This is a genomic window from Campylobacter sp. RM5004 (assembly GCF_022369455.1).
In the GTDB taxonomy this organism is placed as follows: Bacteria; Campylobacterota; Campylobacteria; order Campylobacterales; family Campylobacteraceae; genus Campylobacter_E.
Genome location: NZ_CP059599.1, coordinates 1,013,291 through 1,037,854 on the forward strand (window position 1 = coordinate 1,013,291; position 24,564 = coordinate 1,037,854).

The 24,564-nt window shown below is 27.8% G+C and carries 24 protein-coding genes; 12 read left to right on the forward strand and 12 right to left on the reverse strand.

Annotated elements, in window-relative coordinates; genetic code table 11:
- Positions 1–16 precede the first annotated feature (16 nt).
- Together AVANS_RS05090 and uvrB are read right to left on the reverse strand one after the other, a co-directional pair.
- Complete coding sequence (locus AVANS_RS05090; protein WP_239816808.1) at positions 17–778, reverse strand: hypothetical protein; 762 nt, start codon at positions 776–778, stop codon at positions 17–19.
- A 51-nt stretch (positions 779–829) separates the two neighbouring features.
- Complete coding sequence (uvrB, locus tag AVANS_RS05095) at positions 830–2,791, reverse strand: excinuclease ABC subunit UvrB (protein WP_239816809.1); 1,962 nt, start codon at positions 2,789–2,791, stop codon at positions 830–832.
- Positions 2,792–2,878: 87 nt separating this feature from the next.
- Between uvrB and AVANS_RS05100 the strand changes: the two genes are divergently transcribed.
- From AVANS_RS05100 to AVANS_RS05155, 12 genes are all read left to right on the forward strand, one after another.
- Entirely contained in the window at positions 2,879–3,109 is a 231-nt protein-coding gene (locus AVANS_RS05100) for a hypothetical protein (RefSeq protein ID WP_239816810.1), read from the forward strand.
- The gene (locus tag AVANS_RS05105) at positions 3,096–3,410 is read left to right on the forward strand and encodes a hypothetical protein (protein ID WP_239816811.1); all 315 of its coding nucleotides are present in this window, start codon (positions 3,096–3,098) and stop codon (positions 3,408–3,410) included. Before AVANS_RS05100 ends, AVANS_RS05105 begins: the two co-directional genes overlap by 14 nt.
- A complete protein-coding gene (locus tag AVANS_RS05110; RefSeq protein WP_239816812.1) occupies positions 3,394–3,894 on the forward strand; it encodes a type II secretion system protein in 501 nt (166 codons plus the stop codon). The genes AVANS_RS05105 and AVANS_RS05110 overlap by 17 nt, the downstream gene beginning before the upstream one ends.
- Positions 3,895–3,907: 13 nt before the next feature.
- A complete protein-coding gene (locus tag AVANS_RS05115; protein WP_239816813.1) occupies positions 3,908–4,366 on the forward strand; it encodes a prepilin-type N-terminal cleavage/methylation domain-containing protein in 459 nt (152 codons plus the stop codon).
- A 1-nt stretch (position 4,367) separates the two neighbouring features.
- On the forward strand, positions 4,368–4,976 hold the full coding sequence (locus AVANS_RS05120) for a type II secretion system protein (protein ID WP_239816814.1): 609 nt from the start codon (positions 4,368–4,370) through the stop codon (positions 4,974–4,976).
- Positions 4,976–6,826, forward strand: a complete 1,851-nt coding sequence (locus AVANS_RS05125; RefSeq protein WP_239816815.1) for a primosomal protein N' — start codon at positions 4,976–4,978, stop codon at positions 6,824–6,826. The genes AVANS_RS05120 and AVANS_RS05125 overlap by 1 nt, the downstream gene beginning before the upstream one ends.
- A 60-nt stretch (positions 6,827–6,886) precedes the next feature.
- On the forward strand, positions 6,887–9,439 hold the full coding sequence (locus tag AVANS_RS05130) for a bifunctional aconitate hydratase 2/2-methylisocitrate dehydratase (RefSeq protein ID WP_239816816.1): 2,553 nt from the start codon (positions 6,887–6,889) through the stop codon (positions 9,437–9,439).
- A gap of 121 nt (positions 9,440–9,560) precedes the next feature.
- On the forward strand, positions 9,561–10,001 hold the full coding sequence (locus AVANS_RS05135; RefSeq protein WP_239816817.1) for a copper resistance protein CopD: 441 nt from the start codon (positions 9,561–9,563) through the stop codon (positions 9,999–10,001).
- Positions 9,994–10,410: a hypothetical protein gene (locus AVANS_RS05140; protein ID WP_239816818.1), complete on the forward strand. Its 417-nt coding sequence runs from the start codon at positions 9,994–9,996 to the stop codon at positions 10,408–10,410. Before AVANS_RS05135 ends, AVANS_RS05140 begins: the two co-directional genes overlap by 8 nt.
- Positions 10,403–11,599, forward strand: coding sequence for an MFS transporter (locus tag AVANS_RS05145; protein ID WP_239816819.1), 1,197 nt, complete (start codon positions 10,403–10,405; stop codon positions 11,597–11,599). Before AVANS_RS05140 ends, AVANS_RS05145 begins: the two co-directional genes overlap by 8 nt.
- Positions 11,592–13,565, forward strand: coding sequence for a hypothetical protein (locus tag AVANS_RS05150; RefSeq protein ID WP_239816820.1), 1,974 nt, complete (start codon positions 11,592–11,594; stop codon positions 13,563–13,565). Before AVANS_RS05145 ends, AVANS_RS05150 begins: the two co-directional genes overlap by 8 nt.
- The gene (locus AVANS_RS05155) at positions 13,562–13,831 is read left to right on the forward strand and encodes a FlhB-like flagellar biosynthesis protein (RefSeq protein ID WP_239816821.1); all 270 of its coding nucleotides are present in this window, start codon (positions 13,562–13,564) and stop codon (positions 13,829–13,831) included. The genes AVANS_RS05150 and AVANS_RS05155 overlap by 4 nt, the downstream gene beginning before the upstream one ends.
- A gap of 45 nt (positions 13,832–13,876) precedes the next feature.
- Here AVANS_RS05155 and AVANS_RS05160 read toward each other — a convergent pair whose 3' ends face one another.
- The 10 genes from AVANS_RS05160 to abc-f all read right to left on the reverse strand — a co-directional run bounded on the left by AVANS_RS05160 (position 13,877) and on the right by abc-f (position 24,558).
- Entirely contained in the window at positions 13,877–14,404 is a 528-nt protein-coding gene (locus AVANS_RS05160) for a hypothetical protein (protein ID WP_239816822.1), read from the reverse strand.
- Positions 14,405–14,862: 458 nt separating this feature from the next.
- Positions 14,863–15,888, reverse strand: coding sequence for a hypothetical protein (locus AVANS_RS05165; RefSeq protein ID WP_239816823.1), 1,026 nt, complete (start codon positions 15,886–15,888; stop codon positions 14,863–14,865).
- 596 nt (positions 15,889–16,484) lie between these two features.
- Positions 16,485–17,792: an MATE family efflux transporter gene (locus AVANS_RS05170; protein WP_239816824.1), complete on the reverse strand. Its 1,308-nt coding sequence runs from the start codon at positions 17,790–17,792 to the stop codon at positions 16,485–16,487.
- Positions 17,793–17,835: 43 nt separating this feature from the next.
- Entirely contained in the window at positions 17,836–19,170 is a 1,335-nt protein-coding gene (locus tag AVANS_RS05175; RefSeq protein ID WP_239816825.1) for an acetyl-CoA carboxylase biotin carboxylase subunit, read from the reverse strand.
- Between the two features lie 10 nt (positions 19,171–19,180).
- Positions 19,181–19,630: an acetyl-CoA carboxylase biotin carboxyl carrier protein gene (gene accB / locus AVANS_RS05180; protein ID WP_239816826.1), complete on the reverse strand. Its 450-nt coding sequence runs from the start codon at positions 19,628–19,630 to the stop codon at positions 19,181–19,183.
- A 191-nt stretch (positions 19,631–19,821) separates the two neighbouring features.
- Complete coding sequence (locus AVANS_RS05185) at positions 19,822–20,202, reverse strand: hypothetical protein (protein ID WP_239816827.1); 381 nt, start codon at positions 20,200–20,202, stop codon at positions 19,822–19,824.
- 33 nt (positions 20,203–20,235) lie between these two features.
- A complete protein-coding gene (locus AVANS_RS05190) occupies positions 20,236–20,673 on the reverse strand; it encodes a DUF4149 domain-containing protein (protein ID WP_239816828.1) in 438 nt (145 codons plus the stop codon).
- Positions 20,660–21,463 carry a HemK/PrmC family methyltransferase gene (locus AVANS_RS05195; protein ID WP_239816829.1) on the reverse strand — a complete coding sequence of 268 codons (804 nt, stop codon included), beginning with the start codon at positions 21,461–21,463 and terminating at the stop codon, positions 20,660–20,662. The genes AVANS_RS05190 and AVANS_RS05195 overlap by 14 nt, the downstream gene beginning before the upstream one ends.
- Complete coding sequence (locus AVANS_RS05200; protein WP_239816830.1) at positions 21,447–22,634, reverse strand: M48 family metallopeptidase; 1,188 nt, start codon at positions 22,632–22,634, stop codon at positions 21,447–21,449. The genes AVANS_RS05195 and AVANS_RS05200 overlap by 17 nt, the downstream gene beginning before the upstream one ends.
- Positions 22,621–24,558, reverse strand: a complete 1,938-nt coding sequence (gene abc-f, locus AVANS_RS05205) for a ribosomal protection-like ABC-F family protein (RefSeq protein WP_239816831.1) — start codon at positions 24,556–24,558, stop codon at positions 22,621–22,623. The genes AVANS_RS05200 and abc-f overlap by 14 nt, the downstream gene beginning before the upstream one ends.
- Positions 24,559–24,564: the final 6 nt, after the last annotated feature.

Here is a 24,564-nt window from a genome sequence, read left to right on the forward strand (position 1 = left end):
ACTATATCCTTCTAGCTTATACCCTATTGTGTTTTGCTAAATTTTTAGATAATTTATGTATTATGATATTAATAACTTTATCGTTTTCAAGTACAAAATAAATATAAATTACTTCACCTAAAATCATTTTATAGCAATAAAAATAATCTGGCTCTTTCGTATCTAAATCATATTGCTTTAAAATTTCTTTTATTTCACTATAACTTTTGCCTTTGATTTGATTATTTATATCATCATAGATACTACTATCATTTACAAAATAACCATTTTCGTATTTTCTAGGTTCTAACTTAGCTTGTAAAATCTTTGTTATAAAAGCATTTGGTTGTTTTATATAATCATTATAATACCAATAAGCACAAAATATAGCAAAAAATAAAATAAAATATATTTTAAAATAAATCTTATAGTTCTTACAAACTCTAATAAGATATAAATATACAATGCCAGAAATTATTACATATACAATATTAGCAGTAATTTGAACATTTTTATAAGCAATATCATTATAAAGACACATAACATATATAATTTTCATAAAATACAAGCAAGATATGTAAAACATAATATTTTTTAAAATTAAATAAAATTTATCTTTAAAGATTATTTGATTTTTTACATCATTTTTAGTTGTAAAAAGATATGCTCTATAAAAAATAAAAGTACAAAACCAATAGATAATATCACCTAGATAGAAAAAAGCTACAAAAAAGCAAAACCAAGCTGTATAAAAAAGTATATTTTTAATTAAAAAAATAAAATCATTTTTAAAAGCCATTTCATTCCTTTATACCCTATCCCAAAAGCCTAATTCCTATTTCAAATTCTTTTATATTTTTTGTAGTTTTTTTATCTCATCTCTATAAAATGCCGCTTGTTCAAAATCAAGCTCTTTTGCTGCAAGGTGCATTTTTTCTCTTAATTCTTTTACTAATTTTGCTCGCTCATTTGCTGGCATTTTTTCTATCTTGCTCTTTTTAAGAGTTTCATCAGTTTGTTTTAATGTATGCTCTAATTTTCGCTCAACACTTCTTGGAATAATTCCATGCTCTTTATTATAAGCTTGTTGAAGACTTCTTCGCTCACTTGTAATATCAATTGCTTCTTGCATTGATTTTGTGATTTTTTTAGCATATAAAATCACTCTACCATTGACATTTCTTGCTGCTCTTCCCATTGTTTGAATTAAACTAGTAGTTGAGCGTAAAAAGCCTTCCTTATCAGCATCTAAAATAGCTATAAGACTAACTTCAGGTAAATCAAGTCCTTCACGAAGCAAGTTAATACCTATTAAAACATCGTAATCGCCATTTCTAAGACCAATTATTAATTCATTTCGTTCAATCGCATCTATATCTGAGTGCATATATTTGCACTTTATTCCTAATTCTGTGTAGTATCTTTGCAGCTCTTCTGCCATTTTTTTAGTTAGTGTTGTAATTAACACACGCTCATTTCTTGCGATTACCTTTTTAATCTCATCGTATAAATGCTCTATTTGGTTTTCACTATCAACTATACTAATCTCAGGATCAAGCAGTCCCGTTGGACGCATAATCTGCTGATATACACATTCGCCACTAAGCTCTAGCTCTAATTCAGCCGGAGTTGCACTAACAAATAAAAAAAAGCAATCTTTATTAATAAATTCATCAAATTGCAATGGGCGATTATCCAAAGCACTTGGCAAACGAAAGCCATAATCAACCAAAACTTCCTTTCTAGCCCTATCTCCTGCATACATTCCCCTAAATTGTGGCAAACTAACATGGCTTTCATCTACAATTACTAAAAACGGCTTTTGTTTAATCTTAAAATAATCAAATAAAGTATAAGGAGTCTCCCCTGCATTAAGCCCACTTAAATGCCTTGAATAGTTTTCTATTCCTTTAGTCATTCCGGTAGTTTCTAGCATTTCTAAATCAAATTCCACTCTTTGCTCAAGCCTTTGAGCTTCAAGTAATTTGCCTTGCTTTTTGAAATATTCAAGCCTTTCATCAAGCTCATTTTTTATATCTATACAAGCTTTTTCAAGCGTAGGTTTTGCAACGATGAATTGATTTGCAGCATAAAGAACGAAATTATTAAAATCTTTGATTTTTTTATTATCAAATGTATTAAAGCTATAGATTTTTTCTAATTCATCATCAAAAAACTCAAGTCTTATGGCATCATCTTCATAATAAGCTGGATAAATATCTATTATTTCTCCATTTACACGGAAATTTCCCCTATCAAAAAACGCATCATTTCTACTATATCCCATAGCTACTAGATGAAGTAATAATTCTTTTTGTTTATAGCATTTACCTACTTCAAAAAACTCTACCATTCCTATATATTCAGCAGGATTTCCTAAACCATAGTTTGCACTTACACTTGCAATGCAAACACAATCATCATAAGCTAAAAGCGAAGCAGTTGAACTTAGGCGAAGTCTTTCCAAATCGCTATTAACTGCACTATCTTTTTCTATAAATGTATCGGTTCTTGGAATATAAGCTTCAGGCTGATAATAATCATAATAACTTATGAAATACTCCACATGATTTTTAGCAAAAAAGCCCTTAAATTCGCTATATAATTGAGCGCAAAGTGATTTATTATGGCTCATTATTAGTGTTGGCATTTTAAGTTCATTTATAACATTTGCCATAGTAAAGGTTTTACCTGAGCCAGTAACTCCTAAAAGAGTTTGATATTTATTACCATTCTTTATACCTTTTACAATTTTTTCTATTGCTTGTTTTTGATCTGGTGATGGTGTGTAATTACTTGTTAGTTCTAACATTTTTATCCTAAAAAACAATTTTTTCTTATTATATTAACTATAAATAATTAAAATCATAGCTTTAAAATTTTACTAAGGATAAACAAAATGAGCGATAACATAACAAACACATTAAGCCAAAAAATAGTTGAATTAATGGAAAAATATAAATACCTTGTTAGTGAAAATGAAAGACTTATGAATGAACTAACACAAGCAAAAGCAAAATGTGAAGCACAGGCTTATGAAATAAGCAAATTAGAAGAAGAATTATTGAATAAGAATCTAATAGAAGAAGAAACATTAAGATCAATCGAGCAACTACTTGGAAACAACTAAGTTTACGATAACCCTAGGAGCTAGGGGTTATAATTTCAATGTTCCGACTAAGGATTTTTTAGCTTATTTAAATGATGATATTAAGAAAATTAATCCTAGTAATGGCAATATTGAAATTCCACAATTTATTAATTTATACCTTAAAAAGTGTTACTCACACTTTCAATTAATGCAAGAATTTGAGAAATTAGAAGAAGAAAATATAAAGCTTAAAGCAGGTTTAAAAAAGCAACAAGAAGAACTATTAAATATACTTAATATTCTTAACAATAAGGGAAAAGCAGATGAAGAAAGCCTTTAGTATGATAGAAATGATTTTTGCAATTGCAGTTATAGGAATATTATCAGCGATTGCAATACCTAAAATGATGGCAAACAAACAAACCGCTCAAATAGTTAAACTAAAAGAACAAGTTGAAGCAATTAGAAAAGGAATAGAAGCTTACGCTGGTAATCAATATCTTGAAACAGGCAAAAAAACTTACCCGAATACACTTTGTGATAAGGCGAATTTAGACTGGGCTGGAAAATGCAATTTTGCAAGTGGTAATTTATTTGGCAATGTAGCAAGTGCTGTTAAAAGTGGGAAAGGCGAAAGCTGGAATGGTTGGTCTAAAAATACTGGGGAAGTTTTTATATACTATCCAAATCCTAAAAAAACAAATATTGGCTATATATTTCAATACTATAAAGGTGAATTTAATTGCTTAAAAAGTTATAGTCATTTTGGTGGTAAAGTTTTACCTTGCAGTGATTTAAACGAAGAAGCTAAAAGCGAGTATTAAAAAGGAATAAAGCATGAAAAAAGCTATGAGTATGATAGAAATTATTTTCGTAATCGTAATTATAGGAACTTTAGCAGGAGTTGCAATACCGAAATTATTCGCTGGTCGTGATGATGCTTATGCTTTAAAACTAAAAGAACAACACGCTTTAATTATCACTAATTTAGAGCAATATTCTCAAAGTATGCTTTATGAAACAGGTTCAAAAAAATTCCCTAAAAATATATATTTTGGAAATAAGACTGGGGTAGTTACGGATAGTGAAAATTTGGTGTTTAATAAATTAGCAGAATGCAATTCTTCTAAATCAAATGCGCCTTGTTGGACTTCAGTAAATAATGGCACTGGAGAAAACACTATAACATTTCATTTTAATAATAAAAAGAGCATAAGTTTTGCATATTCACAAACTAATAAAAGTTTAATTTGTAATAATATTAGTGAGTGTAATAAATTAAAAATAGGAAAATAAAGTGAAAAAAGCTTTTACTATGATTGAATTAATATTTGCCATTGTAATAATAGGAGTATTATCAGCAGTTGCTTTACCTAAATTCTTTGATTTAAGATTTAAAACTGAATTAACAAGCCTAAAAACAGGAATTGATACAATTAATTCTAAAGCTAATAATCAATTGCTTAAAAATATAATCATAGGTCAAAACGAAAGCTATAACGATTTTGAAAAAAAAGCAGCAGATGCTAGTAAAATTTTTACAAATTTATTTAAAGATGGTTTAGATAGAGGAGATGAGGATAAGGGTTGGTTTTTTCTTGGTTTAAAAGAAAAAACTAGCACCACAATTATACCTTGGTATATATTAGATGGAAGTACACCTAGTGCTACTTATGACCCTGAATTAGATTACGGAAACTATCTAACAAGCGTTAGTGATAGAGCTCAAGATGGAATTTATTTAATCTATAAGTATTCTGTTAATAGCAATATTTATTTCAATTTAATTTACAAAAGCTTAACTGGTAAATTCGAATGCGCAAAAGCAACTTGCAATGGTTGTAACAAAAGTAGAATTGATTCAATTAATAATCTAATACCTTGCTTTGAACCCGCAACAATATAATGTATTTTTATAAAGTAGCTATCCTAGGTCATAATTTAGAAGAATTAACCTACGAAAGCTCTTTAGAAATAAAATTATTCACTAAAGTTGAAGTTGAACTTAGTAAAAAAATAGTTCAAGCAGTTATAATTTCTAAATGTGAAAAACCTGAATTTAAAACAAAAGAAATTATTAAAATATACGATGATAGCCTAAGCCCTACTCAAATTGAATTAGCTAATTTTATGAGTAGATACTATGCTGCTAATATTTCATTATGTCTTGATAGCTTTGTTTTTAGTAAAAATTTAGAAAAAAATACAACTAAAATTTGTAGCGAAATTAACATAGAGCTAAACGAAAAACAAGAACAATGCTTAAAGAGTATTCAAGAAAATAAAATGAATTTAATTTTTGGAGATACAGGCAGTGGAAAAACCGAAATATACGCAAAATTAATAGATGAATGTATAAAAAGTGGCAAACAAGCTTTGTTTTTAATGCCTGAGATTAGCCTAACTCCGCAAATGCAAAAAAGAATGAAAGTATATTTTAAAGATTCATTCATAACTTGGCATAGCAAGATAACTAAGGCAAAAAAACAAAAAGATTTAATAGAATTTGAATTAGGAAATAAGCCTTTAGTAATCGGAGCAAGATCAGCACTTTTTTTACCATTTACTAATCTAGGCTTAATTATTGTAGATGAAGAACACGATAATTCATATAAATCTTCAAAATATCCTTGTTATAACGCTAGAGATTTAGCCATTTATCTTGCTAGTATTTCAAATGCTAAAATAGTCTTAGGTTCTGCAACACCAAGTCTTCAAAGTTTTTTTAATACTAATATTAATAAGTTTAGACTGAAAGGAACTTATTTTAAAAGCGAAAAAGAAATTCTTTTTGATAGCGATAATGAAATAATAAGTCCATATTTACTAGATTTATTAGAAGAAAATTTAGAGAAAAAAGAACAAAGTATGATTTTCTTACCAGTTCGTGGAAATTATAGGCAAGTAGTTTGCAAAGAATGCAATACAAGAAAAATTTGCCCTAATTGTTCTGTTCCTATGAGCTTACACAATAAAACTTATAAGTGCCATTATTGTGGTAAAAAAGAATATTTAAAAAACACTTGCGAAAATTGTGGTAGCACGATGCTTGAGAGTAAAATAATAGGTACAGCACAATTATGCGAAAATCTTAAAATCGCCCTACCTAGTGCAAGAATAGCTAAATTAGATAGCGATGAGCTAAGCTCAAACACAAAATTAAAAGAAATCTTAGAAGAATTTGAATTAGGAAATATAGATATTTTAGTAGGAACTCAACTCATCTCAAAAGGACATGATTATAAAAATGTTACATTTTGTGCGATTTTAGGTCTTGATGAGTATTTATTCTATCCTGATTTTAAAGCTCGTGAAAATACACTTGCACTTGCTATTCAAGTAGCAGGTCGTGCAGGAAGAAGCAAAAAAGCAAAAGTTTTAATCAATACTCAAAATAAAGATTTTTTTGAAAAATATCTAACAAATTATGATGAGTTCTTAGAAGATGAGAAATTATATAGAAATAATTATCCACCATTTAAAAGATTATTAAGGCTAATAATATCATCAACAAATGAAATGGAAGCTTCTAATTTGTGTGATGAACTAGCAAACCATCTAAAAAATAGTAAAGAAAATTACGATGATTACGAAATTATTGGCTATGGAAAATGTGCCATTGAAAAGATTGATAAAAAATACAGATATTATGTATTGATTAGATCAAGTAAGAAAATTTTGTTAAGTAAATTAGCAAGCCATTATAAAAAGTTACAAAAAGTAACAATAGATATTGACCCTATTCATTTTTCGTAAAATTATACTAATTCATTATTTAAATAACCTACAATTTTTAAAAATTTTAAAGGAGTTAACATGGCATTTTTAGATGAATATCAAAAATTAGTTGATGAGCGTGCGGCTTTAAATGTCCCTGCACTAGCGTTAAATGTAGAGCAAACTAAGAAATTATGTGAGTTATTAGAAAATAACGATAGCAATAGTGAAAAATTAAAAGATTTATTAGCTAATCGTGTTGGTGTTGGTGTTGATGATTCGGCATTAATTAAGTGTGATTTTTTAGAAAAAATCTTATTTGATAAAAGCAAATGCACCTGTATATCAAAAGCTGAAGCAATTTCAATGCTAAGCACAATGCTAGGTGGATACAATGTAAGAGTATTGTTAAAAGCATTAGAAAATAATGAAATCACTGAGCTTGCCGCAAATGCTTTAGAAGATATTATTTTCGTTCATGATGGTTTTGATAAAGTTGCTGAATTACATAAAAATGGTAATAAATACGCTACAAAAGTTCTTACAAGCTGGGCAAATGCTGAATGGTTTATCAAAAGAGCTGAAGTTGCAAAGCAAATTGAATGCGTTTGCTTTAAGGTAAATGGCGAAACAAATACCGATGATTTAAGCCCTGCTAGTGAAGCATTTACAAGAAGTGATATTCCTTTACACGCTCAAGCAATGCTTGTAAGAAGACAAGAAGGAAGTATTGAAAAAATCGCAGAACTTAAAAAAGCAGGAGTTGAAGTTGCTTATGTAGGTGATGTTGTAGGAACTGGCTCAAGCCGTAAATCAGCAATAAATTCAGTTCAATGGCACTTAGGTAAAGATATAAAAGGAGTTCCAAATAAACGCACAGGTGGTGTTATTTTAGGTCAAACTATTGCTCCAATTTTCTTTAATACTGCCCAAGATAGTGGAGCTTTACCTATTGTTTGTGATGTAACAAGCCTTGAAATGGATGATAAATTTATAATAGATATTGAAAAAGGCGAAATAAGAAAAGAAGGAAAGGTAATTTCTACTTTTGAACTTACACCTAATACACTTTTAGATGAGGTTCGTGCAGGTGGTAGAATCCCGCTAATTGTAGGTCGTGGATTATGCGCTAAAGCTAGAGAGGTTCTAGGAATGCCAAAAGAAGAAATATTTAAAAAACCAGCTCAACCTGAAGTTAAAGTTAAAGGCTATACCTTAGCTCAAAAAATGTTAGGTCGTGCTTACGGCTTAGATGGAGTTGTTCCTGGAATGTATATTGAGCCAAAAACAACTACCGTTGGCTCACAAGATACAACAGGACCAATGACAAGAGATGAGATAAAAGAGCTTGCAAGCTTAGGATTTAATGCTGATTTTGTTATGCAAAGCTTCTGCCATACTGCAGCTTATCCAAAATCAAGCGATGTAAATACTCATCAAACTCTACCTGGTTTTATGAGTTCAAGAGGTGGAGTATCGCTTAAGCCTGGCGATGGTGTTATTCATAGCTGGTTAAATCGCTTTGCTATGCCTGATGAGGTTGGAACAGGTGCTGATTCACATACAAGATTTCCAATAGGTATAAGCTTTCCTGCAGGCTCAGGTTTAGTAGCGTTTGCTGCTGTTACAGGGGCTATGCCACTTAACGTGCCTGAGAGCATTTTAGTTCGCTTTAAAGGTGAATTACAACCTGGAATTACTCTTAGAGATTTAGTAAATCTAATCCCTTATGTAGCGATTAAAGAAGGTTATTTAACGGTTGAGAAAAAAGGCAAAAAGAATATTTTTGCAGGTAAAATCTTAGAAATTGAAGGACTTGAAAATCTAAAAGTAGAACAAGCATTTGAATTAAGCGATGCAAGTGCTGAAAGAAGTGCGGCAGCTTGTTGTGTTAATCTTAGTAAAGAAAGCATTGCTGAATACTTAAAATCAAATATAAGCTTAATTGACGCAATGGTTGAAGCAGGTTATAATGATAAAAATACGCTTTTAAGAAGAAAAGCAAGAATGCAAGAATGGCTTAACAACCCTACTTTATTAAGAGCTGATAAAGATGCAGAGTATGAGCATATCTTTGAAATAGACTTAAATCAAGTAAAAGAGCCTATTTTAGCATGCCCTAATGATCCTGACGATGTTGCAACTTTAAGCGAAGTTTTAGCTGATAGCAATCGCCCTAAGAATATTGATGAGATATTTATAGGTTCTTGTATGACAAATATAGGACATTATAGAGCTTTAGGTGAGATTATAAAAGGTAAAGGTATGCTTAAAACTCGCCTTTGGATAGCACCTCCAACAAAAATGGATAAAGCTCAACTAACAAATGAAGGATATTACTCAATCTATGGTGCTGCAGGAGCAAGAATTGAAGTTCCTGGTTGTAGCTTATGTATGGGTAATCAAGCTCGTGTAAATGATGGAGCAATTGTGTTTAGTACAAGCACAAGAAACTTTGATAACAGAATGGGAATAGGAGCTAAAGTTTATTTAGGAAGTGCTGAGCTTGGCGCTGTTTGTGCTATCTTAGGACGCTTACCAAATCCAAGCGAATATTTAGAGCTTGTAAATGATAAATTAAACGATAGCAAAAAAGCAAATATCTACAAATACCTAAACTTTAATGAAATTGAAAACTTTAAAGTAGATTAATACTCTAGGGCTTAATGCCCTAGAATAATTATTAATAAACTTTTATAATAATTAAGCCAAATCAATAAAACAAACAAAAAAGACAAATATAATCTCATTTAAAAATTACGAAAGGAAAAATATGGAAAGTTTATATCCATTTGCACTTATTATTCATGTTTTTTGTGCGATTATTTTTGTTGGTTATTTGTTTTTTGATGTTGTTATTTTTAGTAAAGCTAAAAAGAATTTAAAACAGGAATTAAGAACTGAAGTTCAGGAAGTAATTACTAAAAAAGCTATTAAAATCATGCCTATTTGTGTGCTATTATTGCTACTTACAGGCGGAATGATGATGAGTAAATGGGTTGGTAGTCAAATCGGATATTTTGATACTACCTTTCAACAAATTTTTATGCTAAAAGTTTTCTTTGCTTGTTTGATTTTTATCATGGTTGCACTTAGTTTAAGTTATAAATTTATTCTTAAAAAACCAAATCCTTTAAATAAAATCATTCATCCATTAGCTTTAACTTTAGCAATATTAATTGTGCTTTGTGCAAAGCTTATGTTTTATGTATAAATTTCTTATATCTTTAATAATCTTAGATGCAATTTTATGCTTAATATTTGCTAGTTTGAGTGCGTTTTTTAGCATTCAACTAGCATTTTTTGCAAATACTTTAATACCATTAATTAGCTATATAAAACTAAAAAAATCTTTACCAAAGTTTCAAATAGCTTGTATGCCAAGATTTTTTTTATATAATCCTTTAGAAATTGAACTACCAAAAAAAGGCATAAAAGAAAGCTTAAAACATTTAAAACATTTTAATGTATTTATAAATTTATATAAAATTTTTGCATATATTATTTTTATAATTCTAACTGGAATTTTAATTAAGAATAATCTTTTTCATGTTAGTGCATTTTTTGTAAGCTCAATATTGATATTATTAAGCATTACGATACTAAAGGCTAAAAATGGTTAAAACTATAAATTCTTTAAAAGCTTTATTATTCGCTTCACTTTTATTATTTGTAGGCAACTCGTTTTTACTTAGCACTAATCCTATATTATTAAAAGAATTAGGTTATAACGATTTTTACATAGGCTTAATTAGTTCTTGCATATATTTAGGAGCATTAATTAGCACTTTTGCATCTCATACTTTAATTCAAAAAGTAGGACATATTAGAAGTTTTGGTTTTTTTACTTCATTATTTGCAATCGCAACCATACTTCATATAGTGATTAAAGATATATATTTATGGGCAATCTTAAGATTTATCATAGGATTTTCATACTATACATTATTAATCATCATTGAATCATGGATAAATCAAAAATCAAAAAACGAAATCCGTTCAAGAATGCTATCAATTTATGAAATAGTATTTTATTCAGGCTTTGCCATAGGTGTATTATTAATGTATTTAAAGCCTAGTTATAATAATGTTTTTATAATTGCGGTTTTGGTTATTTTATTATGTTCTTTGCCACTTAATTTATTAAAAATAAAGCAGCCAAAACTAAAAGAAAGAAAAAAAATCAGCGTTCCAAATATTTTCAATGTATCAAAATTAGCTTTTATAGCTGCTTTTGTTGGTGGATTTTTGATGAATGGGTTTTTTTCTATGTCGCAAACATATTTTCTAGCACTAAATTATAATATTCAAGATATTTCATTGCTTATTTTTACTGCTATGCTTGGTGGATTTATAGCTCAGTTATTTATGGGAAGATTATCTGATGTTTATGGAAGAAAAATTGCTATTTTATTTTGTGTAAGCCTTGCTTTTGTTTCTAGTGTTGGTTTATATTTTTTAGCTAGTAATAAAATAGCTATTTTTATTTTTTGCTTTTTTCTTGGAATGGGGCTTTTTTGCATTTACGCATTAGCACTTGCAAGAGCAAGCGATAGAGCAAAAGAAAGCTCACAAATACTTGAAATAGGAAGAACGCTGATGTTTGCTTATGTATCAAGCTCTGTTGTATCTCCTATAATTTTAGGATATGCAATTAATACTTTTGGTGCAAATGCTTATATTTTAGTTTATATCATCTTATTATTTGGCTTAGGTGTTTTTACGCTAACTCAGCCAAAAATAGATGCAGCAAATAGAATTGAATACGAACAAAAACCTAGCCAGTTCGTTCATTTAGGCAATGATGAATAATATTAACACTACTTTAAATTCTTTAGTAAATAGCGACTTAGGACTAAAGCAACAAGGTGCAAACCTAAAACCGAATAATACTAAAGATATAAAAGAACCCATAAAAGAAGGAAGTTCTTTAATAAACGAAGCCATAAGCGAAGATGAAACTCTTGAGCTTGGCATTAAAAAAATTGTAAATAAATTACTAGATAGCATAAAAGCTAGTAAAGATTTAAATCAATTAGGTGAAAATGCAAAAAACATTAATATTTCTAAAAATATAGCCGAAGATTTAAAGGAATTAAAATCAATACTTAGCAAGGATAAAGATTTAGAAGTTTTTGTAAAAAAGCTTGATAATTTATTAAATACCAAAATGCAAGATTCAAAAGCATTATTTCAAGCCTTGAATAATTCTGGTATTTTTTTAGAAAGTAAATTAAGAGCTAATCTAAACGAACAAGTATTGCCACAAAGCTTCTTTAGGCTAATTTCTTTTATGAAAAACATTAAAACAAGTGAGTTAAAAAGTGAGATTTTTAAGCTTGGACAAGAGAAAATGGACGCTAAAGAATCACTTTTAAAACTTGAAAATTTTATAAATGAAAAACTAGAAAATAAAGGCACAAATACTAATAATTCTATTATAAAAACATTTGAATTATTAAAAAACGCAAGAGCGTATTTGCAAAAAAACAATGAACCATTAAAGCTAATAGAAGTAGCAAATAAGCTAGAGAGCAAAATCAATAACGAAATAAAAAATCTAATAAACATAGAAGTTAAAAATGATAAATTAAAAACAATATTGCCAAAACTAGCAAGCCTAAAATCAAGTTTGCAAGATATTAAAAACATAGCGAAAGAATTAGTAAATAACCCAGCAAATATGCATAATAATTATAAAAAGCCAAATGGGGAAAACAATATCTTAAATAAGCTTGAAAATATCAAAGAAATTCTTAAAAATAATCACGAAATTTTTAATAAATTAAGCGATATTAATAAAAATCTAAATGAAAAAGTAGAAATAAAACAAGAAAATACCTTAAATAAAACTCAAGAAAATAAAACAAATACAATCACAAAAGAAGATATTAAAGAGCAAATCAAACTACCACAAAACAAAGAAGAGATAAAAACAAGCGAAAAACCTATTATAAAAACAAATGATGAGATTAAAAATGATTTAAAAGCATTGCAAGAAATCACAAAATCTCAAGATATTAAAGAAGAATTAAAGCTAATTTCAAATCCAGAAATCAAGCAAGTAATAAATCAAAATCAAATTATAAGCAATGTATTAAATGCAGAAAATCTAAGCCTACAAAACAAAATTGAAAACCTTACAAGATTACTTAGTGCAAATCTAAAAAACGAAGAAAGTTTTAAAAATTATGTAAGCACAAACGAGCTAAAAGGATTAAAAACCCATCTAAATCAAGCAAAAAAAGATATGGATAACATAAGCCCTAGAAATAACGAGCATATAAGCAAAGCCGTATCAAATGATGCAAAGGCGATTTTGCTTCAAACTAGCAAAATGGCTTTAGCAAAGGATAATAAAGTAGCTTATGAAATGAGCCAAAAACTATTAAATCAAATTGAATTAAACCAAATTATTTCAGTAGCAAATAACGAAGTTAATACTTATTTGCCCTACTCTATTGATGATTTAGATGAATCAAATATAAGTTTTAGAAGTGATAGTGAAGATAGATTTTACGCTCAAATTAAATTAAAATTTAAAAAATTAGGCTCTTTAAATATAATGCTTGGACTAAATAAAGATAAATATTTAGATATAAATATGATGATAGAAAATGATGTTTTTAGGCAAACTTTGATAAATCATGCAAAAATGTTTAAAAAGGACTTAAGAAAAGCGGATTTGATAGTTTCTAATTTCTTCATTAGCAAACTTAGAGAAAATAAATATGAAGAAGAATATAAAATGAATATAGGATTTGATAAAAAAATATGAATAAAATTAAAAAAGCTCTAGCCTTAGGCTATAACAAAGAAAAAAACAACGCCCCAAAAGTAATGGCAACAGGTAGTGGCGAAATAGCCGAACGCATTATAAAACTAGCAAACGAAAACGGAATACCAATTAAAGAAGATGAAGAATTATGCGAAGTTTTAAGTAAACTTGAATTAGGAGAAGAAATCCCACCTGCTATGTATAAAGCAGTAGCCGAAATTTTTTCATTCATTTATAGAATGTCAAAAAAAATGGAAGAAAATTAAAAGAATTTGAAATAGGAATTTGGATTTTAAATAGCTTTCATAAGCTTAGCTTTTAGTGTATTTATAAACCAAATGCGAATGAAAGAAAAAGGGCTTGATTTTAAAATCAAGCTTTGTTATATCAATATTAAAATTATTTAAAAAATATTCATACAAAAGCGAATAATTAGATTTGTCCGTATAAATACAAATAATATTCTCATCATCTTCTATTAATAAAGTATCATAAAATCTTTGATAATTTAAAGTAAAAATTTTATAAATATTTTTAAAAAATACTAAAAGTATAAAATTACAAACACTCATAAAAATATAAAATATACTTAAAAAATTATTTAATTTATATAATTGTTGTTTGCTTTGAATATTAAGGCAGGTTTTATAGATTTTAGCATTTTTTAAATATATTGTTTTTTCTTCTTCATTAAGCTCATCTCTTTGCCTACAACTATGATTAACAAAATGAATAAAATCCTTATGAAAATATATAATATTAGGTTTTTTAAACTTACAATGCAAATATCGCTCATCAAAATATGCAGCAATAATAAATAAATTAATACTAGAAACCAAAAATTACCAATATACATAAAAACACAAAAGCAAATAAACAAAGCACTACAATGAACCAAGCTAGTAATATAAGCGTTTTTATCTTTTAAAGAAAATAAAGGCGTAAAATTACTAGAAGTTAAATATTCGCTCAAACTTTCTCCTTATTAAACTTTTCTTCTATTAACTGTAATTGCGAAAAATCACCCCTTATATTATCATCTATTAGATTTATAGTGACTGCTTTATATGTTTTATTCTTAGCTTTAAAGTAAGATCCAAGATATCTTACCACCATAAAAACTTTTTTATATTAACCTAAATTCCTATTTCAAATTCTCATAATTTTTTAAGGAATTTGAAATAGGAATTAGAAGTTTTATAATTACTTTGTTATGAGATTTATTTTGTTTATATAATTCTAATATTTATAAAATCACCATTTAAATCTAATCTAAAATTTGCCATGCTTTCTCCTTTTATTTAAAGTTTATTTCTTCTAAGCTTTCTTTTGCTTGTTTTTCTGGGTTTAGGTTTGAATAACCACAATTATCAAATTTACGTCTATAACTACGTTTTTTCTTTATATCAGCTTCGTATGATAAAAACTCATGATTAAAAACTCTAAGTCTATATTTATACTCTTTTTCTTTATCTTCACGCTCATCAAATTCATCAAGAAGAAATAATTTATAAATTCCATATGTATCATCTTGAAAATCAAAAGCTATATCTGTATAAAAAATAACACCTTTATCAAAGGAGATAATAGGCTTAGTAAATCCTGCTATATTATTTTTAACTACTATATAATTAGTATAATCAACCGGTTCTAATTCATCGTAATTAACATATTCTTTAGAATAAACATTTTTTCTTAAGTAATCTTTGTAATTAGCTAAATTAATATCTTTGTGTATATAGTATCCACACTCACAAGTTTTGTTATAGCGTATTTTCGTATATATCTTTTTGTATTCTTGTTGTTTTACAAAATGATCAATCACTACTCTTTTATAAAGTTCATCTTTAGGTAATATCCTATTTTCTTCTAAGCAATAGCCTTGCTGATATTTTTTATAATCACTTAGAGTTACTATTCTTTCATGAGTTTTACTTGAATAATCAGGTATGGTTCTAAAAAAATAATTATATAAAGCAAATATTATTATCACAGGTATTACGCTATAAGTAAAAGCAAGTTTGTTATTAAATTTCTTTCTTAATTTAAAGAAAAGTATTATAAAAAATATGATTATAAAAGCTTGAAGATAAATTAGCGGATAAAGTATAAATCCTTTGTAAAATAAAATTATTATTTGACTTAAATTTTCATAAATAAAATAATTAGCTGCAAAAAAACAAACAATAATTGAATAAATTACATTTACATCTGAGCCAATGCTAAAAATAACACCTGCAAAAACTGAGTAAAAAGCAATCACTATTTCAATTATTACAAAAATCATAAAAAGTATTTTTAAGATTTCTAATGTTTTTTTCATACTATAACCTTGATTGTTTTTCGTATCATAGCATTTAATAAAACAATTATCAATTTTAATATTTAAATTCCTATTTCAAATTCTAGTGATTTTCAAAGGAATTTAAAATAGGAATTAGCTTTTTTGATTAAAGCAAAAAGACTATAAAATAAGCTATCATCAATGTCTGAAATTTCTTCATTAATACCTTTATTATTTAATAATTCTAAAAATTTTTTTAACTCATTTGGATTAAATATAGAGCAATTGATAATAGTAACAAATTTTACATAGTTATAACATAAATACAAATCTTTATTTAAAAAAACTTTTCTACAACTTACAAAATAGAGTAATTCACCCTTGTCTTTCTAAAAATCCTAATTATTTCAAAGTATTCATCATAGCATACAATTTTTCTTATTATAAGTGACATAAGTTAGGAAATAAAGAATTACAAGCAAAATTGGTAAAACAAAAGCAATAAATGCTATAAAACCACCTATTGAAAGACTTAAAATTATCGTAAAAAACATAACAACAATAATATATTTTAATAAAAACAAAGCTTTAAATATTGTATATAATTTGTTCTTTTTGCAAGATCTAATCCTTATTTAGCTTGTTTTATTCTGCCATTTTTTACTCTTCCAACGATATGTATTTGCAAGCCCACGCAAGAACTCATCAGCTACAAAGGCACTCCAAATCCCAACCATTGCAAAGCCAAAATGTATTCCTAAAATATAAGCCAAAGGAACACTAACTCCCCACATAAAAATAATTCCCATATAAAACGGATATGCAGCATCACTGCTCGCTCTAAGCGAATTTACCATAACGATATTCATAGCTCTTGAAGCCTCTAAAACAAAAGAAATAATGAAAAGTGGCTTAATAATCTTAATCAAATCATCATTTAAATCAAGTGCTTTAAAAATATAATCTTGAAATATAAATACAAAACTAGCAAAAATAAAGCTTAAAATTATTGCTATTTTTAAAATTACAAAGCTATGTTTATACGCTTTTTCGTATTCTTTTGCCCCTACTAATCTTCCTATGATTATCTCATTTGCAACACTTAAAGCCGAACTTGTTGTAAAAATAAACATTGAAATTTGAAAAAATATGCTCTGAATACTCATTGCGTCTTTTCCAAGCAAGCCAACAAAAGCAAAAACCACCATATATTGAGCCGACCAAAGTAGGTTTTCACCTGCACTAAAGCCACCTATTGTTAAAATCTTTTTAAAAATATCTTTATTAATATTGAAAAATAACTTAAAGTATATGCGTAATTTTGCGATCTTAAAATAAATATAAACAAGCATAATAAGGCAAACAATTCTTGAAATAATACTTGAAATTCCAACGCCAAATAATCCTAAATCATATTTATACAAAAATATCGCATTAAAAATTATATTAACAGCATTCATCACAAGTGAAACTATCATAAGCTCTTTTGCTTTTGCATAGGTTCTAATTACAGATGATAATGCTATATTTACGCAATCAAGCAAGATTACATAAGCAATAGTTTGTAAATAAATCAAAGAATAATTAAAAATCTCATCAGGAACATTGAGTAATTTAAGCATTTTAAAATCAAAAAAATGAATTATAAAAAATATAAATATTCCTAAAATCACATTAAAAGATAAGCTTATATGAGCTGATTTTATTGCTAGATTTTTGTTATTTGCTCCTAGTGCTTGAGAGATTAATACGCTAGAGCCAATTGATAAGAATGAAAAAATCGTAGTAGCTATTATAAAGATTTGATTCGCACTACTCATAGCTCCTATTAAAAATACATTGTATCTGCTAATCATAATAGTATTTATAACTACCGAGCTAAACCTTAGCAGCATTTCTAAGTAGATATTTAAAGATAGTTTAAAAAAATTGATTTCTTTCATGTTGTTTAGCTAAATGAAATTCTTAAAGAATTTCATTTAGGAATTATCTTCTTGATAAATAGTTTGTATCAAATTTATTATTAATAAAATCAGGATTTTCCATCATAGAAATATGAAAATCTTTTGTAGTTTTAATTCCACCTACAATTAATTCTTGTAAAGCACATTTCATTTTATGAATTGCCATTTCTCTAGTTGGAGCCCAAACTACAAGCTTACCAATCATACTATCATAAAACGGCGGAACTGAATAATCTTGATAAATATGGCTTTCCATTCTTACATTTGCACCACCCGGAGCTGAATATCTTGTGATTTTTCCAGGACAAGGAGTAAATGTCTTAGGGTCTTCTGCTGTAATTCTGCACTCAATTGAATGACCTTTAAAGCTTATTTCTTCTTGTTTAGGTAGAGCCTTTCCTTCTGCTACATTTATCATATGGCGGATTATATCTTCACCACTACACATTTCGCTTACGCAGTGCTCAACTTGAAGTCTTGTATTCATTTCAATGAAATAAAAGTTTTGATAATCATCTAATAAGAACTCAAATGTTCCAGCACCTTCATATCCTATCGCTTTTGCAGCTCTTACTGCAGTTTCAAGTAATTTCGCTCTTGTTTCAGGAGTTAAAATCTTCGCAGGACTTTCTTCTATTAGTTTTTGGTGTCTTCTTTGCATAGAGCAATCACGCTCTCCTACATGAATAACATTACCAAAGCTATCTCCTATGATTTGCACTTCTATATGGCGTGGGTTTTTGATATATTTTTCTATATACATTCTTCCATCACCAAACGCACTTGTTGCTTCGCTTTCTGCTGACCAGTATGCTTTTTCTAAATCTGCAGCTTTTTCAACCACACGCATACCACGGCCACCACCACCTGCAGCAGCTTTTAAAATAACAGGATAACCCATTTCTTCTGCTAGTTCTTTTGCCATATTAACATCTTTTATAGCTCCATCACTACCAGGAATTACTGGAACACCTGCTCTTTTCATAACTTGCTTAGCTTTACTTTTATCACTCATAGTATTCATAGCTTCTACGCTTGGACCAATGAATTTAATATTATGACGCTCACAAATTTCAACGAAATTTTGATTTTCACTTAAAAATCCATAACCTGGGAAAATCGCATCAGCACCACATAATTCTGCAGCACTTATAATTGATGGAATATTTAAATAACTTTCGCTTGACTTTGGACCACCAACACAGATACTTGCATCGCAATATTTTAAGTATAAAGCATCTTTATCGGCACTTGAATATATACAAATCGCTTCTTTTCCCATTTCTTTAATCGTTCTAATAGCTCTTAGTGCTATTTCACCACGATTTGCAATTAATATTTTTTTAATTTCTCTCATAATTACCTACTTATAGTTTTTCAACTGCAAATAATTCTGTTCCAAACTCCACAGGTTGTCCATCTTCTACTAATGCACTTACAATTTTGCAATCAAACTCAGCTTCAATTTCATTCATAATCTTCATTGCTTCAATAATGCAAATAGTATCGCCTTTTCTTACTGTTTGACCAACTTTTACAAATGGTGCTGCCCCTGGACTTGGTGCTTGATAGAAAGTTCCTACCATTGGGCTTGTAATTGTTGGGTGTGAATTTTTAACCGGTTGAGCTTCATTTACTACATTTACATTTATTGGAGCAGGTGCTGCATGTGGCATAGCTGCAGGAATTGGAGCGCATTCAACAACAGTTCCTTGCTTTTCTAGGCTTATTTCAAAATCTCCTTCTTTGATTTTGATTTTACCTATATTTGCTTGTGCAAACATATCTATTAATTCTTTTATTTCTTCTCTTTTCATTTTTTCTCCTGATATAAAATTCTTACAATTCTAGTCATATAAATATAACGAAAATAAAATATAAAACATTATTAATTTTAAAATACAAACTTTTAAATACAAGTGTTACTTTAAGTATCATTAAATAAGAAATAGATATAAATAATAAGGAATTTGAAATAGGAATTATAAAGGGCAAAAAGCCCTTTAGATTAAGCTAATAATGAAGCTAATTGACTTTGATTTAAGCTAACTTGTTGTGCGTTTTTAAAACTTTCTTCGTTTTGTTTTAAAAAATCAGCATTTAACTTAGAAAAATCTTCGCTTTTCATTCTGTCATTATTTGTTGCAGTTTTTAAGCTATCTTCAATTTTTGCTAAGTCTTCTTTTAAATCAGATTTATTAGCATTATTCATGGCTTTTAAAATCATATCATCTTGTAAATTTGAAATTTCTTGATATTTTTTCTCGCCTAATTTTTCTTCACCTATTTTTTTCTCATTTACTTGCTCTGCCGAAGTATCTTCAACTTTTTGAATAGGTTTATTTTGAGCCATTAACACATTGCTTTGAATACTACTATTAATTTGCATGCTAAACTCCTTTTAAATTTTGCCGATTATACATCATTTTTCTTTTTTCTTAGTAAAGAATAAAATAAATTGTAAAACTACCATTACTTTAAATAATATTTCACTTTGTTTGTGGTTTGCATTAAACTCATCGCTATTAGTTATGCCTAATTCTTGCATATTTAAAACATTTTGCGTGTAATAAAAAACAAAAATTAAAGCCAAAATTACTATTAAAAAACTTAAAATTATTCTAAAACTAGCTAATTTATTTGTAAAAATTTCATAAAAAATATTAAAAAAGCTTACAAAAAGTAACAAATAATTAAATTTTACAAATACTTGGGTCATTAGCAAACCACTCTCTAAATGACTTAAAATCCCATTTCCTATAATTTCACTTGGAAAAAATATAATAGGAGCAACTACAATTCCTATAAAAATTTCAATAAAAATTATTCCTGCTAATAAAAAATCATTAATTTTTCTCATAATCTAACCTTTCTGCTATAAACACTCTATCAAATCCATTTAAATCTTTGTAAAAACTAGCTTTAAAATTATATTCTTTTAAATACTCTCTCAAAACTTCTTTCTGTTCGTATCCAAACTCACATATTAAGCATTTTACATTTTCTAAATAACATTTTTTAATAATTTTAAATAATAATTCATAGCCTTTTTTACCGCCATAAAGTGCTGTTTTTGGCTCTTTTTTTACATATTCATCTAAAGCATAATCTGTGCTAATATAAGGTGGATTTGATACCACTAATTCATAGTTTTTAAACGATACTACATTAAAATCCGCTAGATGAAAATCGCAATCTACATTATGTTTTTTAGCATTTTTACAAGCTAGCTCTAAAGCCTTTTTATTTATATCACAAGCTTTTATATTAATATTTGTAAAAAGCTTTAAACATATACTAATAATTCCACTACCAAAGCCTATTTCATAAGCATTTTTTACATTATGTTCTTTTATATAATTAGTCGCTAAATCAATTAAAATTTCTGTATCACACCTTGGAATTAACACTCCGTTTTCGCATAAAAATTCTAAATCTTTTATATAAGTTTTTTTGAAAATATATTGCAAAGGCATATTATTTAAATATAAATTTGCAATATTTATTAAGTTTTTTCTATCATTTTCGCTTATAGTGTTTGACCTTGCAAGTGAGTATTCAAGCAATGAAAATGAAAAATACTCCATAATGATTTGCTTAGCAATTAAATCTCCAACTAAGCTTTTTAATTCATTAAAAGTTACTATCATTTAGAGCACTTATTCTTTTGCTTAAACTTGGATGAGTTTTGTATATAGCTTCATAAATAGCGTTATGATCTAGCAAGGCTTTATTGTGAATTGCTAATACTTTTAAAGCATTTATCATATCGCTTTTACTTGTTTTTAAAGCTCCGTGTTTATCTGCATTAAATTCATTCTTTCTTGAAATAGAATTTAAAATAGGACTTAAAACAAACGATATTGCTGAACCTACCATAATAAAGGCGAATAATGAGCTAGAAACAAAGCCTTCTAAATTAAACTGATTTTCAAAAAAACTTGAAAAATACCCAAAAATTGCAAAAGTTATTAAAAGATTTAATCCACTTATAAAAAGCATTTTTAAAATATCTTTATTCTTAAAATGCCCTAACTCATGCGCTAAAACAGCTAATAATTCATTTTTATTCATAGCATTAATTAAAGTATCATAAAGAACTACCTTTTTTGCTCCAAACATACCGGCAAAATAAGCATTTAGCCTTGTATCATTCTTACTTGCGTCCATGCTAAATACCCCATTGCTTTTAAAACCACAATCATTTAATAACGCTTGAATATTGTCCTTTAACTCGCCTTCAATAGGACTTAGTTTATTAAACATAGGCACGATAAAATTAGGATAAACAACCATAGCTAAAAGACTAAAGATAAATAATATCGCAAAGCCACCTATCCACCAAAACTCGCCTAATTTAGCAATTGCAAAAAGCAAAATATAAACCAAAGCTCCACCTATAATTACTAATAAAATTAGTGATTTTAAAAGGTCTTTAAAATACATAAAAGGTGTTTTTTTATTAAAGCCATGCTTGGTATCTACAACCATAGTTTTATAAAAATCTACACAAGTTAGAATGCAAGAATTAATCACAAAATATAGCAATACTAAAATAGTATTATCTAGCAATGAATTAGGCTCAAAATGAACTTTTAATACCTTAAATAGCACTAATATAAACACGCAATTTAAAACTAAAGCTAAAAAATTATTAAGAATTGAAAACTTATATTCAACTATCGCAATATTTTTAAACTCTACAAATTGTTCATCGCTTAAAAAACCTTTATTTGTTTTGGTTTTTATATGATTTATCTCAAGTAATTTAAGTAATGTTTCAATTATAAAAACAAGACTAATGATACTAATTATTAGCATTTTCTAACTCCTGTGCAAGTTCTAAAACTTCGTAATACTCATTTTCTAAAAGCTCTAATTCCGAATTCAAATTCTCAAGCCTTTCATTTAATGTTAATATGCCGTATTTTTCATATTTAGCTGGATCACTTAAATATTCGTTTAATAATTTAATCTCTTTTTCAATTTCTTCAATTTTACTTGGGTGTTCTTCTAAAATCTTGTTTTGTTTATAGCTTAATTTTACGCTTTTTTTGCGTTCAACTTCCTTTGGCTTTATTTTATCGTTTTCTATTTCTTCATTTAGCTCGTTTAATTCATCGTTTAATTCTAGCAATTCGCTAAATTTCATAGTTTCTATGCTAATTTCTTGATTTGAAAATGCAAAAAGCTTAGTAGCAAGTCTATCTGTAAAATATCTATCATGACTTACAAATATTAAAGCCCCTTTAAAATCCATTAAATATTGCTCTAAAATATTAATTGTAGCTATATCTAAATCATTCGTAGGCTCATCTAAAATTAATACTTCATAATCTTTTGTAAAGAGTTTTGCTAAAGCCACCCTACTTTTTTCGCCACCACTAAGTGAGCCGATTTTATAAGTTAATTGCTCTTTTGGAAATAAAAAATGCTTTAAATATCCATATACATGCATATTAAAGCCCTTTACATTGATAGTATCTCCGCCATTTGGACAAAAATATTCAATCAAAGTTTCATCATCTTTTAAATCACTTTTTTTCTGGTCAAAATATCCTATATTAATCTCGCCTTTTTTAATAAACCCACTACTAGGACGTAATTTTTCAAGTAAGATTTGTAAAAAGCTTGATTTTCCACAGCCATTTTTACCAACAATTGCTATTTTTTCACCTTGCAAAATCCTTGCATTAAATGGCTTAAACAATAGCTTTTCACCTAATCTTAAACTAATATCGTGTAATTCAAAAAGCATTTTTTTCTTATTTGCTATTAGTGGATTTGATTTTATATCACTTGCACGGGCAAGCTCAACTCTTAGCCTATTTAAAATACTAGGATTTTTCTTAGCTTCTTCACGCATTTTAAAAATACGCTCTTTTCTTCCTTCGTTTCGCTTAAGTCTAGCTTTTACTCCACGACGCAGCCATTCTTCTTCGCTTTTTAGCTGTTTTACTAAGGTTTCATAGCTTTTATTTAAGCTCTCAAGTAGCCTTGCTTTTGCCTTTAAATAATCGCTATATCCACCCATAAATTCTCTTAAAATTCCATCTTCAATTTCTACACATTTGCTTGCAACATTATCAATAAAATATCTATCGTGGCTTATAAATATAACGCTTTTTTTACTAGCTTTTAACATATCTTCAAGATATTTACACATAGTTACATCTAAGTGATTCGTAGGCTCATCAAGTATTAAAACATCAGGAGATTTAAGCAACATACAAGCAAGACTTAATCTTCTTTGCTCTCCACCACTTAAAGACGCTAAGCTTCTATTTAAAAAACTTCCTAATTCAAATTCTTTTAAAGCTCTTGCAATCTTGCTATCAATACTCCAAGCATCTTTGCTCTCAATTAATTCAAATAAAATTTGCTGGTTTTTAAGCAATTCTTTATCATCTGGCTTAGTTGCAAGCTTTTCATTTATTTCATTATATTCTTTTAGGGCATTAAAAATATCGCCTAATTCAAGCTTAATATATTCATCAACACTTAAATCCAAATCATTATTAATACTTTGAGAAAGCATAGAAAAGCTAATGCTAGAATTTATAAGTATTCTGCCATTATCTGGTTCAATTTCTTTTGTAATTATTTTTAAAAATGTAGATTTGCCTTGCCCGTTTTTACCTATAATTGCGATTTTTTCGCCATCATTTATACTAAAATTTACATTTTTTAAAATAACTTTTTCGCCGTAATTTTTGCTTATATCAATACAATCAATTAAAATCAATTAAAT

What these genes read in the sequence shown, in the direction of transcription:
- AVANS_RS05090 (WP_239816808.1), bottom strand. Translation starts at nt 778, where the DNA reads ATGGCTTTTAAAAATGATTTTATTTTTTTAATTAAAAATATACTTTTT.
- uvrB (WP_239816809.1), bottom strand. Translation starts at nt 2,791, where the DNA reads ATGTTAGAACTAACAAGTAATTACACACCATCACCAGATCAAAAACAA.
- AVANS_RS05100 (WP_239816810.1), top strand. Translation starts at nt 2,879, where the DNA reads ATGAGCGATAACATAACAAACACATTAAGCCAAAAAATAGTTGAATTA.
- AVANS_RS05110 (WP_239816812.1), top strand. Translation starts at nt 3,394, where the DNA reads ATGAAGAAAGCCTTTAGTATGATAGAAATGATTTTTGCAATTGCAGTT.
- AVANS_RS05115 (WP_239816813.1), top strand. Translation starts at nt 3,908, where the DNA reads ATGAAAAAAGCTATGAGTATGATAGAAATTATTTTCGTAATCGTAATT.
- AVANS_RS05125 (WP_239816815.1), top strand. Translation starts at nt 4,976, where the DNA reads ATGTATTTTTATAAAGTAGCTATCCTAGGTCATAATTTAGAAGAATTA.
- AVANS_RS05130 (WP_239816816.1), top strand. Translation starts at nt 6,887, where the DNA reads ATGGCATTTTTAGATGAATATCAAAAATTAGTTGATGAGCGTGCGGCT.
- AVANS_RS05135 (WP_239816817.1), top strand. Translation starts at nt 9,561, where the DNA reads ATGGAAAGTTTATATCCATTTGCACTTATTATTCATGTTTTTTGTGCG.
- AVANS_RS05140 (WP_239816818.1), top strand. Translation starts at nt 9,994, where the DNA reads ATGTATAAATTTCTTATATCTTTAATAATCTTAGATGCAATTTTATGC.
- AVANS_RS05145 (WP_239816819.1), top strand. Translation starts at nt 10,403, where the DNA reads ATGGTTAAAACTATAAATTCTTTAAAAGCTTTATTATTCGCTTCACTT.
- AVANS_RS05150 (WP_239816820.1), top strand. Translation starts at nt 11,592, where the DNA reads ATGAATAATATTAACACTACTTTAAATTCTTTAGTAAATAGCGACTTA.
- AVANS_RS05155 (WP_239816821.1), top strand. Translation starts at nt 13,562, where the DNA reads ATGAATAAAATTAAAAAAGCTCTAGCCTTAGGCTATAACAAAGAAAAA.
- AVANS_RS05165 (WP_239816823.1), bottom strand. Translation starts at nt 15,888, where the DNA reads ATGAAAAAAACATTAGAAATCTTAAAAATACTTTTTATGATTTTTGTA.
- AVANS_RS05170 (WP_239816824.1), bottom strand. Translation starts at nt 17,792, where the DNA reads ATGAAAGAAATCAATTTTTTTAAACTATCTTTAAATATCTACTTAGAA.
- AVANS_RS05175 (WP_239816825.1), bottom strand. Translation starts at nt 19,170, where the DNA reads ATGAGAGAAATTAAAAAAATATTAATTGCAAATCGTGGTGAAATAGCA.
- accB (WP_239816826.1), bottom strand. Translation starts at nt 19,630, where the DNA reads ATGAAAAGAGAAGAAATAAAAGAATTAATAGATATGTTTGCACAAGCA.
- AVANS_RS05185 (WP_239816827.1), bottom strand. Translation starts at nt 20,202, where the DNA reads ATGCAAATTAATAGTAGTATTCAAAGCAATGTGTTAATGGCTCAAAAT.
- AVANS_RS05190 (WP_239816828.1), bottom strand. Translation starts at nt 20,673, where the DNA reads ATGAGAAAAATTAATGATTTTTTATTAGCAGGAATAATTTTTATTGAA.
- AVANS_RS05195 (WP_239816829.1), bottom strand. Translation starts at nt 21,463, where the DNA reads ATGATAGTAACTTTTAATGAATTAAAAAGCTTAGTTGGAGATTTAATT.
- AVANS_RS05200 (WP_239816830.1), bottom strand. Translation starts at nt 22,634, where the DNA reads ATGCTAATAATTAGTATCATTAGTCTTGTTTTTATAATTGAAACATTA.